The organism is Micromonospora sp. DH13, from assembly GCF_020873825.1.
GTDB classification, from domain to species: Bacteria; Actinomycetota; Actinomycetes; order Mycobacteriales; family Micromonosporaceae; genus Micromonospora; species Micromonospora haikouensis.
Genome location: NZ_JAHWGR010000045.1, coordinates 1 through 15,587, shown reverse-complemented (window position 1 = coordinate 15,587; position 15,587 = coordinate 1). Strand labels below are relative to the sequence as shown.

The following is a 15,587-nucleotide window of genomic DNA, read 5'->3' as shown; positions in this document are numbered from 1 at the left end:
CTCAGCCCTTGACCGCTCCGGCGGTGAGGCCGGAGACGATGTACCGCTGGAGGAGCTGGAAGACCAGCACGGTGGGGACGGCGGTGAGCAGGGTGCCCGCCGCGAACATCCCGAAGTTGTTGTTGCGCTCGCCGGCGACCAGGCCGAACATGCCGACGGCGAGGGTCTTCGACTCGGTGTCGGTCAGGAACACGTTGGCGATCATGAACTCGTTGATCGTGCCGATGAACGACAGCAGGGCGGTCACCGCCAGGATCGGCGCCACCAGCGGCAGCATGATCCGGAAGAAGACCTGGGCGTGTGACGCGCCGTCCATCGTGGCGGACTCGTCCAGTTCCCGGGGCAGCGTGTCGAAGAAGCCCTTCATCAGCCAGGTGTTCACGCCGAGCGCGCCGCCCATGTAGAGCAGGAACAGGCCCCACGGGGTGTTGAAGCCGATCGCCGGCCACAGGTCCGTGACCGTGGTGAAGATCAGGAAGATCGCCACGATCGCCAGGAACTGCGGGAACATCTGGATCAGCAGCAGGGTGAGCAGCCCGACCCGGCGGCCGGCGAAGCGCATCCGGGAGAACGCGTACGCCGCCAGCGAGGACAGGAAGATGGACACGAAGCTGGCTAGCCCGGCGATCAGCAGCGAGTTGACGAACCAGTGCCCGAACGCCGTGTCGGCGAACAGGTTGGCGAAGTTCTCGCCCGACACCCCGCCGGTCGGCACGAGGGAGGTCGACGAGAGGGTGCCGAGCGGGTTGAGCGCGGCCGAGAGCACGAACAGGATCGGGAAGAGGCTGAACGCCACGGCCAGCACCCCGACGACGTGCCGCCAGCCGACCTGGGCCAGCCAGCGGTTGCGCCGCCGGCCGGCGGCGGTGCGGTCGACGGCCGGGGGGTGCGCGTAGGTGGTCACGAGTAGACCTCCTCCTGCTTGCGGGTGTTGCGGAAGCTGATCGCCGACACCGTCGCCACGATCGCGAAGATGAAGATCGACACCGCCGCCGCCATGCCGAACTCCGCGCCCTGCGCGCCGAAGGCAAGCCGGTACGTGTAGGTGATCAGCAGGTCGGTCGCCCCGTTGCGCGGGTTGTCCGCCGGGAACGGGCCGCCCTCGGTGGTCAGCCAGATCGCGTTGATGTTGTTGAAGTTGTACGCGAACGACGCGATCAGCAGCGGCGACAGCGCGACGAGCAGCAGCGGCAGGGTGACCGCGCGGAACGACTGCCAGGGCGACGCGCCGTCGACGGAGGTGGCCTCGGTCAGCTCCTTGGGGATGGCCTGGAGCGCGCCGGTGGCGACCAGGAACATGTACGGGTAGCCCAGCCAGAGCTGCACCAGCAGCACCGCCGCCCGCGCCGACCAGGCCTCGCCGAACCAGTCGACGCCGAGGCCGAACAGGTTGTTGATCAGGCCGAAGTCGGTGTTGAACATGTCCCGCCAGACCAGCAGCATCGCGAACGACGGCATCGCGTACGGCAGGATCAGCAGCACCCGGTAGAGGTTGGTGCCGCGCATCCGGGGCGAGTGCAGGGCCAGCGCGATGGCCATGCCGAGTCCGAAGGTGAACCCGGTGGAGCCGATCGCGAAGGCGAAGTTCCACAGCAGGGTGCCGAAGAACGGTCCGGAGATGTTCGGGTCGGTGAGGACCCGGGAGAAGTTCTCCAGCCCGACGTTGACCTGCCAGCCCTGCGCGAGGCGCTCGCCGTCGGCGGCGACGAACGACCCGGTCGCCGCGTCGGCCGTCCACCGCTTGCCGCTCTCGCTGTCGGTGACGCAGTCGCACCCGGCGTCGTACGCCCGGATGGCCCGGCCCTCGTAGGCGCGGGACAGGCCGGAGGAGCGCAGCGCGCCCCCGGCGGTCGGCACCACCAGGTCGGTGATCTCCTGGCTGCGGGCGCTGGCCTGGCCGAAGTTGAGCACGGTGTAGCCGTCGGCGGCGGTGACCTTGCCGCCGGAGCCGACGGTGACGTCGGCGGCGTCGAGCCGGCGCAGCCCGTCGGCGTCCCCGGCGGAGACGGCGCCGGTGGCCGGGTCGGTGACCAGGAAGACCAGCGCGCCGGTGGCGGGGTCGCCCGCGGTGGCGACCGACAGGGCGTACTCGGTGGAGCCGGGGACCTGCTTCACCGAGGAGCTCTGGATCGCGACGATGGCGTCGTCCTTGCTGCCCCGGTGGCCGTCGCCGAAGTTCGTGAAGGCGGTGCTGGCGGTGTAGAGCACCGGGAAGACCTGGAAGGCGATCAGGAAGAGCGTGCCGGGGACCAGGTACTTGGCGGGGATGTGCCGGGGGGTGAGGTAGAGGTAGAACAGGCCGGCGGTGGTGGCCGCGAGCAGGGCCAGCCCGACCCACTTCTCGGCCTCGATGAGCGGGAAGGCCGCCCAGAGCGCGATCCCGGCCACGAGGCCGAGCAGGATCACCTTGACGACGAGGCCGGTCGCGGTGACCGGCGCGTGGTGCCGCGCGGTGCGGGCGGTGCGCGGGAGCCCGGGGCCGACGGGCCCCCGGCCCGGGGTCCGCGTGGACCCCGGGCCGGACAGCTTCGTGCTCATTACTTGATCTGGCCGGAGATCGTCTTGCCGGCCGCGGTGATCGTCTTGGCCGGGTCGGCGCCGCCGATGATCGCGGCCTCGGCCTTGCCGAACGGGTCCCAGATCGCGGCCATGGCCGGGATCGCGGGGAGCACCTGGCCGTTCTTGCCGGCCTCGGTGAACTTGGCCAGGTCCGGGTCGCTGCCCTTGACCTGGTCGAGCGCGGCGGTCAGGGCCGGCGGGCGCGGCTCGGCGTTGTACAGGGCCACGGCCAGTTCCGGCTTGGTGGTGTAGTTCGCCACGAACTCCTGGGCCAGGGCCTTGTTCTTGCCCTTGGCGGCCACGTAGAACGCCTGGACGCCCACGAACGGCTGGGCCTCCTTGCCGCCGGCGAAGCCGGGGACCGGGGAGATGTCGTAGGAGATGTTGGCCTTCTTGGCGTCGGCGATGGCCCACGGCCCGGAGACCAGGAAGGCGCACTTCTTGCCGGTGAAGGTGGCGATCGAGTTCTCGGGGGTGATGGAACGCTTGAGCGCGCCCTCGCCCTTCTCGCCGAGCTTCGCGATCTTCTGGAACGCGGCGATCGACTCCGGCTTGCCCACGCCCAGGTCCTTCGGGTCGTAGTCGCCGTTGGCGGCGGTGCCGAAGAGGTAGCCGCCGGCCGAGGTGTACAGCGGGTAGATGTGGTAGGCATCGCCGTTCTGGCCGGACTGGAGGCAGAGGATCTCGCTGGCCTTCTTGTCGGCCTTGAGCTTCTTGCCGGCGGCGACCAGGTCCTCGATCGTCTTCGGGGCCTCCGGGGCCAGCTCGGTGTTGCGGATCAGCGCCAGGTTCTCCATGGCGTACGGCACGCCGTAGAGCTGGCCGTTGAAGGTGACGGCCTTGACGGCGGTCTCGTTGAAGCCGCTCTTCTGGTCGGCGGCGAGCTGCACCGGGTCGATGGCGCCGTTCTGGACCAGGTTGCCGATCCAGTCGTGCGCGCCGACCACGACGTCGGGGCCGCTGCCCTGCTGGGAGGCGGTGACGAAGTTGGTCTGCAGGTCCTTCGAGACGGCCTGGACCTCGACGGTCACGCCGTTTTCCTGGCCGAACTTCTCGGCGAACGGCTTCAGGGCGGCGGTCCGCTTGTCGTCGGCCCAGATCACCAGCTTCCCGCCGGTGGCGCCGGCGGACTCCTTCGCGGCCGGCGCGCTGCTGTCGTCGTCGCTGCCACCGCAGCCGGAGGCGGCCAGCGCCAGGCCGAGGACGGCGACCACACCCGCGGTACGGATGCGCATCGGTACTCCTGTCGTCATGGCGATCCGCCGGGGGAAGGGCGGCCCGCCAGTGGGAACCTCTGTAAGTTCTTTCCAACCGGCGCGGGGATGCTGCGCCGCTGCTCTCGCGTGTTGCCGGGACGTTAGCAAGATGTTGCGGATGATGGAAGGGCTTGCAGAAAGGTACGCAAGAACTTGCCCGTGAGCTAAAGTGCCGCCATGCGCGCTCGACTGTCCGACATCGCCCAACAGGCCGAAGTCAGCGAGGCCACGGTGTCGCGGGTGCTCAACGACCGCCCCGGCGTGGCCCCGGAGACCCGGCAGGCCGTCCTGACCGCCCTCGACGTCCTCGGCTACGAGCGCCCGGCCCGGCTGCGCAAGCGCAGCGCCGGCCTCGTCGGCCTGGTGGTGCCGGAGCTGGACAACCCGATCTTCCCCGCGTTCGCCCAGGTGATCGAGTCGACCCTGGCGCAGAGCGGCTTCACCCCGGTGCTGTGCACCCAGACCCCGGGCGGCGTCACCGAGGACGAGTACGTCGAGATGCTGCTCGACCGCCAGGTCTCCGGGATCGTCTTCGTCTCCGGGCTGCACGCCGACACCGCCGCCAACCACGACCGGTATCGCGCGCTGATCGCCCGGCCGCTGCCCGTCGTCATGATCAACGGGTACGTCCCCGGGATCGCCGCGCCCTTCGTCTCCTGCGACGACCGGGAGGCGACCGAGCTGGCCGTCGCCCACCTGATCGCCCTCGGGCACCGGCGGATCGGGCTGATCACCGGCCCGGACCGGTTCGTCCCCGTGCAGCGCCGGGTGGCCGGCTGGCGGGCCGCCATGGGGCGCCTGGCGGGCCTGCCCGAGGCCGAGCTGGCCGACCTGGCCGAGCTGACCCTGTTCGGCGTGGAGGGCGGCGAGGCCGCCGCGGGGCGGCTGCTGGAGCGCGGGGTGACCGGCGTGGTGTGCGGCTCCGACCTGATGGCCCTCGGCGCGATCCGGGCCGCCCGCCAGCGCGGCCTGTCCGTCCCCGGCGACCTGTCCGTGGTGGGGTACGACGACTCGCCGCTGATGGCCTTCACCGACCCGCCGCTGACGACGATGCGCCAGCCGGTGGCCGCCATGGCGGTGGCCGCCGTCCGGGCCCTGGTCGACGAGATCAACGGGCACGCCGCCCCGCACTCGGAGTACCTGTTCCGGCCCGAGCTGGTGGTGCGCGGCTCCACGGCGGTCGTCCGGCAGCCGGCCGCCCGGCAGCCCGCCGCCGCACTCGCCAGGAGCGCCGGCTGACCGCCGTCATTTCTTGCGCAAGCCCTGCTTGACTCTTGCAGCCGTGGGGCGGCATTCTGCTCTGACCACCCGGTGGCACACCGCCGTGCCACGCACCCCACGCCGTCCCGCGCCACAGAACGGGGATCGCCACCCATGACCGCCAGCACCCCCACGCCGCTGACCTCCGACGACGACTGGTGGCGCTCCGCGGTCGTCTACCAGGTCTACGTCCGCAGCTTCGCCGACTCCAACGGCGACGGCGTCGGCGACCTCCAGGGCATCCGCGAGCGGCTGCCGTACCTGCGCGACCTCGGGGTCGACGCGCTCTGGCTGACCCCCTTCTACACCTCGCCGATGGTCGACGGCGGCTACGACGTGGCCGACTACCGCGACGTCGACCCGATGTTCGGCACCCTCGCCGACTTCGACTCCATGATCACCGACGCGCACGCGCTCGGCCTGCGGATCATCGTCGACATCGTGCCCAACCACACCTCCAGCGCGCACCCGTGGTTCGTCGCCGCGCTCGCCGCCGCCCCCGGCTCCCCGGAGCGGGCCCGCTACCTGTTCGCCGAGGGCCGGGGCGGGCACGGCGAGCTGCCGCCCAACGACTGGGAGAGCATCTTCGGCGGGCCGGCCTGGACCCGGGTGCCCGACGGCCAGTGGTACCTGCACCTGTTCGACCCGGCCCAGCCCGACCTCAACTGGCGGCACCCCGAGGTCCGCGCCGAGTTCGAAGGCGTGCTGCGCTTCTGGCTCGACCGGGGCGTCGACGGGTTCCGCATCGACGTGGCCCACGGCATGATCAAGGCCGAAGGGCTGCCCGACGTCGGCTTCAACTCGATGACCGGCGGCCGACGCCAGTCCGAGCTGCTCGGCAAGGGCCGGCTGCCGTACTTCGACCAGGACGAGGTGCACGAGATCTACCGGGCCTGGCGGCCGATCCTGGACAGCTACCCCGGCGGCCGGATGGCCGTGGCCGAGGCGTGGGCCGAGACGCCGCAGCGGCTCGCCCGCTACATCGGGCCCGACGAGCTGCACCAGGCGTTCAGCTTCGACTTCCTCGACGCCACCTGGTCGGCCGACTCGTTCCGCAAGGTGATCGACACCGCGCTGGCCGAGGCGACCATCGTCGGCGCGCCGACCACCTGGGTGCTGTCCAACCACGACAAGCAGCGGCACGTCACCCGCTACGGCGACGGCGAGGTCGGCCTGCGCCGGGCCCGCGCCGCCAGCCTGCTGATGCTGGCCCTGCCCGGCTGCGCCTACCTCTACCAGGGCGAGGAGCTGGGCCTGCCGGAGGTGCTCGACCTGCCCGACGAGCTGCGCCAGGACCCGTCGTTCCTGCGCACCGGCGAGAGCCGGGACGGCTGCCGGGTGCCGATCCCGTGGAACGGCGAGCTGGCCCCGTACGGCTTCGGGCCGGCCGGCAGCGAGCTGAGCTGGCTGCCGGCCCCCGCCACCTGGGCCGCCCTCTCGGTCGCCGCCCAGGCCGGCACGCCCGGCTCGACCCTGGAGCTCTACCGCGCGGCGCTGCGGGCCCGGCGCGCCCACCCGGCGCTCGCCCGCGACGCCGATGGCGTGACCTGGCTGGAGACGACCGGCCCCGGCGTGCTGGCGTTCCGCCGCACCGGCGGCGGCGCGGAGCTGACCTGCGTGGTCAACCTCAGCGACGCGCCGGTGCAGATCGACGGGTACGGCCAGCCGGTCGTGGCCAGCGCGGAGCTGACCGGGCAGGGCACCGGGCACGTCCTGCCGGTCGACGCCGCCGCGTGGTTCGAACGGCGCTGAGCCGGGTACAGCCCGCAGTGGACCCCTGGTCGTCCGTCGTGCTCCGCGCCGACGGGCGGCCGGGCAGCCGACCCCTTGTGGTGGGGGGTGAAGGTGGCACCGGCGCCCCGTGGAGTTCCGCTCCACGGGGCGCCGACGTCCGTCCGGGACGGCGCGCGGGGTGTCCCCGATCACCGTCCACCCGGGAAGTTTCAGGGCCCCGGGCGACTTCCTGCATCCAGAAGCGCCAATCGCAGGGACAGGAGCCGGGACAATGGACACCGCATTCGACGCCCTCACCGTCGGCCGCCACACCCTCCGCAACCGGGTGGTCATGGCACCCATGACGCGCAGCCGGGCGGACGGGCCAGGGGCCGTCCCCACGGAGCTGATGGCCACCTACTACGCCCAGCGCGCCGGCGCCGGGCTGATCGTCACCGAAGGCGTGCAGCCCTCGGCGGTCGGCCAGGGCTACCTGAACACCCCCGGCCTGCACACCGCCGACCAGGTCGCCGGCTGGCGGCGGGTGACCGACGCGGTGCACGAGCGGGGCGGCGTGATCTTCGCGCAGCTCATGCACGTCGGGCGGATCGCCCACCCGGACAACACCGCCCACGGCTCGGCCCCGGTCGGCGCGTCCGCCGTGCCGGCGGCCGGGACGATCGTCACCCCCACCGGCCCGCAGGAGTTCCCGACCCCGCAGCCGCTGGACGCCGAGGGCGTCCGGGCCACCGTCGCGGACTTTGTCGCGGCAGCCCGCAACGCCGTTGACGCGGGCTTCGACGGGGTGGAGCTGCACGGGGCGAACGGTTACCTGCTTCACCAGTTCCTCTCCACCAACGCCAACCGGCGCGACGACGGGTACGGCGGCGACCCGACCGGCCGCATCCGGCTCGTCGTCGAGGTGGCCACCGCCGTGGCGGAGGCGATCGGCGCCGACCGGGTCGGGCTGCGGATCTCGCCGGCCAACCCGTACAACGACATCGCCGAGGACGACCACCGCGAGACGTACCTGGCCCTGGTCGACGCGCTGAACCCCCTCGGGCTGGCGTACCTGCACGTGGCCGAGGGGGCGGACACCGAGTTCACGCCCATGCTGCGCGAGCGGTGGGCCGGGGCGCTGCTGCTCAACCCGTACACCCCGGGGGCCTGGACCGGGCCGGAGGCGCTGAAGCTGGTCGAGCGCGGCGACGCCGACCTGGTCTCGTACGGCGCGCTGTTCCTCGCCAACCCCGACCTGCCCCGGCGGCTGGCCGAGGGCGGCCCGTTCAACACCCCCGACTACACGACCGCGTACGGCGGCGGGCACGAGGGCTACACCGACTACCCGGCGCTGCCCGACCAGGGCTGACCCGACGCCCGGGCGCGTCCCCGGCCAACGGGGACGCGCCCGCGGACGGCGCGGGCAGAATCGCCGCATGGCGTATCTGTTCCTGGTGCTCGCGATCGCGTCCGAGGTGGTCGGGACGAGCCTGCTCAAGGCGACGCACGGGTTCACCCGGCTGTGGCCGACGCTCGGGCTGGCGGTGGCGTACCTGGCGGCGTTCGGGCTGCTCTCGCTCGCGGTGCGGGAGATCCCGGTCGGCGTCGCGTACGCAATGTGGTCCGGGCTGGGCACGGCGGCGATCGTCGCGGTCGGGGCGGCCTTCCTCGGCGAGCCGCTCAGCGTGACGAAGGTCGTCGGCGTGGCGCTCGTCATCGCCGGGGTGGTCGTGCTCAACCTGGGCGGGACGCACTGAGCGGCGGGCGGGCGGGCGGGCGGATCCGGCGGGCCGACGGTCAGCGGCTCGGCGGGCGGGCCGGCACGGCGGGGCCGGCGGTCAGCTCCCCTTCTCGGTGAGCAGCTTGGCGATGCGGGCGAAGCCGGCCCGCAGCTCGGCCTCGGCGGGAGCGGGGCGGGGCCCGGCCGGCTCCCCGGCCGCCTCCAGCTCCTCGTCGATGACGTCGTCGAAGTCGCCGTAGAGGTCGGACGCCTCGATCCGGGCCGCCTCGTCGGAGGCGGCGATGCGGGCGGCGGCGATCTCGCCACGGATCTCGTCGGGCGACAGGGCGGGCACCAGGGGCTCCACCACGGCCATGAGCTGCTCCTCGGCCACCACCGACTCGGCGAGGGCCAGCGCGTGCGGGCGCTCGTAGGGCCCGCAGACCACCGGCTCCCACTCGTCGGCGTCGTCGAGCGGGCCGAACGTGATGATCCACGGCAGGCCGAGCATCGGCGAGTCGTCCGGCAGGTCCAACGTCACGAGTGCGCCCACGCGCTCATCATGGCCGGTCCTCACATTCACGTGTGAGGCATTTACCCGAATTGCCCGATCGGTTGCGCGGGTCACCCCGCCCCGCCGGGCGTGCCCGGGCCGGTGTCGGCGTCGGCGTCGGCCTCGGCGTCGAGGTCGGCCGGCGCCGCCCCCTCGGCCAGGTCCACCACCCGGCCGTACGGGCTGGTCGCGGCCAGCGCCGCGCCGAACAGCACGAGCTGGTTGAGCAGGTAGAGGTAGAGCAGCAGGCCGACCGCGCCCGCCACCACCGTGTACGCCGGGTTCCGCTCGGTGCGCACCACGTAGAACCGCCCGACCGTGTTCAGCAGGGTGATGCCCACCGCCACGGCGAACACCACCGGGCGCAGCCGGCGGCGGCTCATCCGCAGCCGGGGCACCGCCACCAGCAGGGCGGCGGCCAGCACCGCGTTGACCAGCACGCTGAGCACGGCGCTGATCACGGTCAGCCCCACCGAGCCGGTGCTGCGCAGCAGGAAGCGCAGCAGCGACTCCAACGCGTCCACGGCGGCCACCGACAGGCCGAGCAGGACGAACACCCCCACCAGCACGCCCAGGTCGACCAGCCGGCGCACCACCAGGTTGCCGGGCTGCTGGTTGAGCCCGTACATCAGCCGCTGCGACGAGCGGATCGCCTCCACCCAGCCGATCCCGGTGAAGACCAGGATGACCAGGCCCACCACCCCGACCGTGTTGCTGCTCTGCGCGATCTGCGCCGGGTCGAGGAAGGGCAGGTTCTCCTTGAGGAAGCCGGCCGCCGCGTCGCTGACCTCGTCGTTGTCCTCCAGGATCGCCCCGAAGATCGAGTACGCCACCAGGGCCAACGCGAAGACCGCGAAGAAGCCGTAGTAGGCGATCGCCGCCGCCAGCCGCCCGCCGAGCACCTCCGCGTAGAGGTTGCCGGCCCGCCACAGATGGTCGAAGGTCCGCGACCGGCGGCGCGCCGCGCTCACCCGCCGGTCGATGCCGGCCTCGATCCGCCCGAAGACCTCCACGCCGTCATCCTCGCCGATCCGCCGCCCGCACGGGAGAGCGTCGCCGGCTCAGGACACGCCGAGCAGGAAGTCCCGGCGCGGCTGCCACCGGGTCTGACCGCTGTGCGAGAAGAGCGTGAACGAGTCGACCTCGAACATCGCCGAGAAGTCGGCCAGGTCCTCGTACGCCCGGTCCAGCGCCTCCGGCGCGACGTCCTGCGCCACCGTGACGTGCGGGTGGTAGGGGAAGCGGGTCTCCCGGTGCAGCTCGGGGGCCGAGTTGATGGCGGCGGCGAGCAGCTCGCACTCGCTGATCCCGGCGGCCACCGCCACGAACACCACCTGCGTCACCGGGCGGAACGTGCCGGTGCCCCGCAGGTGCAGGGTGAACGGCAGGTGCGTGGCGGCCACCCCGGCGAGGTGCCGCTCGACCGCCGGCAGCGCCGCCGTCGGGATCTCGGTGGGCCCGAGCAGCGTCACGTGCGCGGGCACCACGAGGGGGTCGCCGGCCTCGACCCGCCGCCGGGTGAGCATGCCGCCCCACGGCTCCGGGATGTCCACCGCGATCCCGATCTGGATGGTGTCGCCGGCCTGCGGCGCCCCGTCCCTGCGATCCACGCTCCGCGCCACCCCTCCGGCCACCGACCCGCCCGTCTCCACCCGTACCCGTCGCGCCGGGCGGTCAGCCGAGGCGGACCGGCGGGAAGAACCCGACCCGCTCGTACGTCTCGTGCAGCGTCGCCGAGGCGACCGCGCGGGCCTTCTCCGCGCCGGCCGCGAGCAGCTTGTCGAGCTGCGCCGGGTCGTCGAGGTAGGCCCGGGTGCGCTCCTGGATCGGCGTGACGAACTCCCGGACCACCTCGCCCAGGTCCTTCTTCAGGTCGCCGTAGCCCCGGCCCGCGTACGCGGCGACCAGGTCGTCGATGCTGCGGTCGGTCAGCGCCGAGTAGATGGTGAGCAGGTTGGACACGCCCGGCTTGGTCTCGCTGTCGAAGACGATCTCCCGGCCGGTGTCGGTGACCGCGGAGCGGATCTTCTTGGCCGAGCGGGCCGGGTCCTCCAGCAGGTCGATGATGCCGCTCGGCGAGGACGACGACTTCGACATCTTGGCCGTCGGGTCCTGCAGGTCGGTGATCTTCGCGGTGTCCTTGACGATGTGCGGCGCGGGCACGACGAACGTCTTGCCGAACTGCGAGTTGAACCGCTGCGCCAGGTCGCGGGACAGCTCCAGGTGCTGGCGCTGGTCCTCGCCCACCGGGACGGCGTGCGCCTGGTAGAGCAGGATGTCGGCGGCCTGGAGGATCGGGTACGTGAACAGGCCGACGCTGGAGCGGTCGCTGCCCTGCTTCTGCGACTTGTCCTTGAACTGGGTCATCCGGCTGGCCTCGCCGAAGCCGGTGATGCAGCCCAGCACCCAGGCCAGCTGCGGGTGCTCGGGCACCTGCGACTGGACGAACAGCGTGCTGCGCTCCGGGTCCAAGCCGACGGCGAAGAGCTGCGCGGCGGCCACCCGGGTGCGCTGCCGCAGCACCTTGGGGTCGTGCCCGGCCGTGATGGCGTGCAGGTCGACCACGCAGTAGAACGCGTCGTGGGTGTCCTGCAACGCCACCCAGTGCCGCACCGCGCCCAGGTAGTTGCCGAGGTGGAACGAGTCGGCCGTCGGCTGGATGCCGGAGAACACGCGGGGGCGGGCGGGTACGTCGGACATGCCGGCATTCTGTCAGCAACCCCCGGCGTACGTCATGACGGGCCGGCGGGTCGGCTCTCCGCCGCCGCCAGCGGGCCGGTGACCTCGCGTCGCGGCTCGGGCAGGCGCACCACGGAGACCGCGAGCCGGGACACCCGCCGGCCCTCCAGCGCGAGCACCCGCAGCAGCCACCCGCCGGGCGGGTCGTCCGGGTCCCGGTCCCCGCCGTCCGCCGCCGGAGGGGCCACCGGCACCTCGTCCCCCACCACCGGCAGCCGGCCCAGCGCGGCCATCACGTACCCGCCAGCCGTCTCGTAGGGGCCGGCGGCCAGCCGCACGCCGGTGCGCTCGGCGAAGTCGGCGAGGTTGAGCCGGCCGTCGACCACGGTGGGCAGGCCGGTCGGCTCCGGCTCCGGGTCGCCGTCGTGCTCGTCGTGGATCTCGCCGACCAGCTCCTCGATCAGGTCCTCGCAGGTGACGATGCCGGCGGTGCCGCCGTACTCGTCGACCACCACCGCGAGGTGGTGGCCCTCGCGACGCATCTCGGTCAGCGCGGCCAGCACCCGCTTGCTGCCGGGCAGCCGCTTGACCTCCCGGGCCAGCTCGCCGACGGTGGTGCCCGGGTCGAGGTCGGGGCGCAGCAGCACGTCGCGCAGGTGCACGAAGCCGACCACGTCGTCGTGGGTGCCGTCGACGACCGGGTACCGGCGGTGCGTCTCGGCCCGGACCAGCCGCTCCGCCTCGGCGACGGTCATCCCGACCGACAGGAACACGACCTCGGTGCGGGGCATCATCACCTCGCGGACCAGGCTCGCCCCGGCGGCCAGCACCTCGTCGATGATCCGCCGCTCGTCGGCGTCGAGGACGGTGCTGGCGGCGACCAGGTCGCGCAGCTCGGCCTCGCTGATCCGCTCCCGGCCGGCGGCGGGGCTGGCCCCGAGCAGGTCGGTGACCAGCCGGGTCGCGCCGTCGGCGGCCCGCACCACCAGCCGGGCGACGGCACGGGCCAGCGGGCCCGGTTCGCGTCGGAGCCGCCCCACCGGTCGCCGGCGGAGCCCGGGACCACCCGCTTCCCGCATGACAACTCATCGTAGGGCCCGCAACGGTTCGGCACAGGTCGTCCACCCGGAGTAACGGTGTGCGTATCTGTTCAGTCGTGAAAGATTGTGATGGAATGGCGGTGCGACGACGCGGAGCGCGGCCACAGCCGGCCGCCGTAGGGTGAGCGCGGACGGCCGCGGCGAGGCGCGGCCAGGCAGGAGGACCCCGACGTGAAACTGCTCGTCACCGGCGGCGCCGGCTACATCGGCAGCGTGGTGACCCGGATGCTGCTCGACGCCGGCCACGAGGTGGTCGTCCTCGACGACCTGCGCACCGGGCACCGCGAGGCGCTCGCCCCGGACGCCACCTGGGTCGACGCGCCCATCCACGAGGCGGCCCGGGTGCTCACCCCCGAGGCGGGCTTCGACGGGGTGCTGCACTTCGCCGCCCTCATCGCCGCCGGCGAGTCCATGATCCGCCCGGAGCTGTACTGGCAGAACAACACCGTCGGCTCGCTCGCCCTGATCGACGCCGTCCGGGCCGCCCGGGTCCCCCGGATGGTCTTCTCCTCCACCGCCGCCGTCTACGGCAACCCGACCGAGCTGCCCATCCCGGAGACCGCCGTCAAGGCCCCCACCAACACGTACGGGGCCACCAAGCTGGCCGTGGACATGGCGCTCACCTCCGAGGCGATCGGGCACGACCTGGCCGCCGTGTCCCTGCGCTACTTCAACGTCGCCGGGGCGTACCTGCGCGGCGACGTCGCCATCGGCGAGCGGCACGACCCGGAGACCCACCTCATCCCGATCGCCCTCGACGTCGCCGCCGGCCGGCGGGAGAAGCTGCAGCTCTTCGGCGACGACTACCCCACCGTCGACGGCACCTGCGTGCGCGACTACATCCACGTCGAGGACCTGGCCCGCGCCCACCTGCTGGCGCTCACCCCCGCCGCGCCCGGCCGGCACCGCGTCTACAACCTGGGCAACGGCGCCGGGTTCACCAATCGGCAGGTCGTCGACGTGGTCCGCGAGGTCACCGGCCGGCCGCTGCCGGTCGAGGTGGCCCCGCGCCGCGAGGGCGACCCGGCCGAGCTGGTCGCCTCCTCCGCCCTGGCCCGCGAGGAGCTGGGCTGGACGCCCGAGAAGCCGACCCTGCACGACATGGTCGGCGACGCCTGGGCCTTCTACCGCACGCACATCCTGGAGCGTCCGTGACCGACCCCGCGCACCCCTCGCCCCCGCCGGCCGACGCCGTCGCCCCCGCGCCGGCCGGGGAGGTCGCCTCTCCCGCGCCGGCCGGGGACGTCGCCGACCGGGCCGCCGCCGGCTTCCGCCAGCGGTACGGCGCACCCGCCGCCGGCCGCTGGGCGGCACCCGGGCGGGTCAACCTGATCGGCGAGCACACCGACTACAACGACGGCTTCGTGCTGCCGTTCGCGCTGCCGCTGCGTACCGTCGTCGCCGCCGCCCCCGACGACGGCGACCGCTGGACGGTCTGGTCGGAACTCACCGGCGAGCAGGTCGGGTTCGGCGCCGACGAGGTGGCCGCCCCCGGCCGGGTCGCCGGCTGGGCCGCGTACGTCGCCGGGGTGGTGTGGGCGCTGCGCGAGGCCGGCCACCGGGTGCCCGGGGCGCGGCTGGCCGTCGCCTCCGACGTGCCGCTCGGCTCCGGGCTGTCGTCGTCGGCCGCGCTGGAGGCCGCCGTGCTGGCCGCCCTCGTCGACCTCGGCGGGCTGGACCTGCCGGCCGAGGGGCGGCCCCGGCTCGCCCAGCGGGCCGAGAACGCCTACGTCGGCGCGCCCACCGGGATCATGGACCAGTCCGCGGCGATCCGCTGCCGCGCCGGCCATGCCCTCTTCCTCGACTGCCGCACCGAGGCCGTCGAGCACATCCCGTTCGACCTGGCCGCCGCCGGGCTGGCCGTGCTGGTGATCGACAGCCGGGCCCCGCACCGGCACGCCGACGGCGAGTACGCCTCCCGCCGCGCCGCCTGCGAGAAGGCCGCCGGGCTGCTCGGGGTGCCCGCCCTGCGCGACGTGGCCGCCGCCGACCTCGACGACGCCCTCGCCCGGCTCGACGACGACGAGACCCGCCGCCGCGTTAGGCACGTCGTCACCGAGGACCAGCGGGTGCTCGACGCCGTGGCGCTGCTGCGCGCCGGCCGGGTACGCGACATCGGGCCGCTGCTGACCGCCTCGCACGCGTCGATGCGCGACGACTTCGAGATCACCGTGCCGGAGGTCGACACGGCGGTCGAGGCGGCCCTCGCCGCCGGGGCGTGCGGGGCCCGGATGACCGGCGGCGGCTTCGGCGGCTGCGTCCTCGCCCTGGTCGACGCCGACCGCGCCGACGCGGTGGCCGACGCCGTCACGACCCGGTACGCCGAGCGCGGCTTCCGCGCCCCCGGCTTCCACCTGGCCACCCCGGCCCCCGGCGCCCACCGCTTGTAAGGAAGGGCCCCTTGTTAACGCATTCTGCATAGCAAGGGGCCCCTGTTAACAACGCCGGGCGGGCGTCCGCCGGGCACCGGCGGGGGCCGGGAAGAGGCTCAGGCGGCCTCGACGATCATGCCCGCGCCGACGGTGCGGTTGGTGGCCTCGTCGATGATCACGAAACCGCCGGTGGTGCGGTTGCGGCGGTACTCGTCCGCCAGCAGCGGGATCGTCGTGCGCAGCCGCACCCGGCCGATCTCGTTGAGTTTGAGTTCGGTGGCGGTTTCGTCGCGGTGCAGGGAGTTGATGTCGAGGCGGTAGTGCAGGCCCCGCACGATGGCCCGCGCGGAGCGGGTGGTGTGTTTGATGGCGTAG

14 protein-coding genes and 1 pseudogene are annotated in these 15,587 nt (G+C 73.2%); 6 read left to right on the top strand and 9 right to left on the bottom strand.

Annotation, left to right across the window (positions count from 1 at the left end):
* Position 1: 1 nt before the first annotated feature.
* Genes LPA42_RS29790 through LPA42_RS29780 form a run of 3 tightly spaced genes read right to left on the bottom strand, consistent with a single transcriptional unit; the run spans position 2 to position 3,794 of the window.
* Positions 2 to 904 (bottom strand): sugar ABC transporter permease, encoded by a 903-nt coding sequence (locus LPA42_RS29790; protein WP_077936074.1) that lies wholly within the window; start codon positions 902 to 904, stop codon positions 2 to 4.
* A complete protein-coding gene (locus tag LPA42_RS29785; RefSeq protein ID WP_077936073.1) occupies positions 901 to 2,538 on the bottom strand; it encodes an ABC transporter permease subunit in 1,638 nt (545 codons plus the stop codon). The genes LPA42_RS29790 and LPA42_RS29785 overlap by 4 nt, the downstream gene beginning before the upstream one ends.
* Positions 2,538 to 3,794, bottom strand: coding sequence for a maltose ABC transporter substrate-binding protein (locus LPA42_RS29780; RefSeq protein ID WP_043961815.1), 1,257 nt, complete (start codon positions 3,792 to 3,794; stop codon positions 2,538 to 2,540). Before LPA42_RS29780 ends, LPA42_RS29785 begins: the two co-directional genes overlap by 1 nt.
* A gap of 198 nt (positions 3,795 to 3,992) precedes the next feature.
* Here LPA42_RS29780 and LPA42_RS29775 point away from each other — a divergent pair, with 198 nt between their 5' ends.
* The 4 genes from LPA42_RS29775 (at position 3,993) to LPA42_RS29760 (ending at position 8,545) form a co-directional block, all read left to right on the top strand.
* The gene (locus LPA42_RS29775) at positions 3,993 to 5,054 is read left to right on the top strand and encodes a LacI family DNA-binding transcriptional regulator (RefSeq protein ID WP_077936072.1); all 1,062 of its coding nucleotides are present in this window, start codon (positions 3,993 to 3,995) and stop codon (positions 5,052 to 5,054) included.
* Positions 5,055 to 5,189: 135 nt separating this feature from the next.
* Complete coding sequence (locus LPA42_RS29770) at positions 5,190 to 6,827, top strand: glycoside hydrolase family 13 protein (protein WP_077936071.1); 1,638 nt, start codon at positions 5,190 to 5,192, stop codon at positions 6,825 to 6,827.
* 253 nt (positions 6,828 to 7,080) lie between these two features.
* Positions 7,081 to 8,157: an alkene reductase gene (locus LPA42_RS29765; RefSeq protein WP_077936070.1), complete on the top strand. Its 1,077-nt coding sequence runs from the start codon at positions 7,081 to 7,083 to the stop codon at positions 8,155 to 8,157.
* 67 nt (positions 8,158 to 8,224) lie between these two features.
* Positions 8,225 to 8,545, top strand: a complete 321-nt coding sequence (locus LPA42_RS29760) for a multidrug efflux SMR transporter (RefSeq protein WP_077936069.1) — start codon at positions 8,225 to 8,227, stop codon at positions 8,543 to 8,545.
* 81 nt (positions 8,546 to 8,626) lie between these two features.
* Here LPA42_RS29760 and LPA42_RS29755 read toward each other — a convergent pair whose 3' ends face one another.
* From LPA42_RS29755 to LPA42_RS29735, 5 genes are all read right to left on the bottom strand, one after another.
* Positions 8,627 to 9,061: a hypothetical protein gene (locus LPA42_RS29755; RefSeq protein WP_077936068.1), complete on the bottom strand. Its 435-nt coding sequence runs from the start codon at positions 9,059 to 9,061 to the stop codon at positions 8,627 to 8,629.
* A gap of 71 nt (positions 9,062 to 9,132) precedes the next feature.
* Positions 9,133 to 10,074 carry a YhjD/YihY/BrkB family envelope integrity protein gene (locus LPA42_RS29750; RefSeq protein WP_077936067.1) on the bottom strand — a complete coding sequence of 314 codons (942 nt, stop codon included), beginning with the start codon at positions 10,072 to 10,074 and terminating at the stop codon, positions 9,133 to 9,135.
* 48 nt (positions 10,075 to 10,122) lie between these two features.
* Positions 10,123 to 10,713 carry a 2'-5' RNA ligase family protein gene (locus tag LPA42_RS29745; protein WP_077936066.1) on the bottom strand — a complete coding sequence of 197 codons (591 nt, stop codon included), beginning with the start codon at positions 10,711 to 10,713 and terminating at the stop codon, positions 10,123 to 10,125.
* Positions 10,714 to 10,735: 22 nt separating this feature from the next.
* The gene (gene trpS, locus LPA42_RS29740; RefSeq protein WP_077936065.1) at positions 10,736 to 11,761 is read right to left on the bottom strand and encodes a tryptophan--tRNA ligase; all 1,026 of its coding nucleotides are present in this window, start codon (positions 11,759 to 11,761) and stop codon (positions 10,736 to 10,738) included.
* Between the two features lie 32 nt (positions 11,762 to 11,793).
* Entirely contained in the window at positions 11,794 to 12,819 is a 1,026-nt protein-coding gene (locus LPA42_RS29735; protein WP_077936064.1) for a hemolysin family protein, read from the bottom strand.
* Positions 12,820 to 13,011: 192 nt separating this feature from the next.
* Here LPA42_RS29735 and galE point away from each other — a divergent pair, with 192 nt between their 5' ends.
* Positions 13,012 to 13,995: a UDP-glucose 4-epimerase GalE gene (gene galE, locus LPA42_RS29730; protein WP_077936063.1), complete on the top strand. Its 984-nt coding sequence runs from the start codon at positions 13,012 to 13,014 to the stop codon at positions 13,993 to 13,995.
* A complete protein-coding gene (gene galK / locus LPA42_RS29725; RefSeq protein ID WP_198956448.1) occupies positions 13,992 to 15,230 on the top strand; it encodes a galactokinase in 1,239 nt (412 codons plus the stop codon). Before galE ends, galK begins: the two co-directional genes overlap by 4 nt.
* A gap of 98 nt (positions 15,231 to 15,328) precedes the next feature.
* Here the strand turns inward: galK and LPA42_RS29720 are convergent.
* A pseudogene (locus LPA42_RS29720) lies at positions 15,329 to 15,587 on the bottom strand (sulfate adenylyltransferase); the annotation flags it as partial.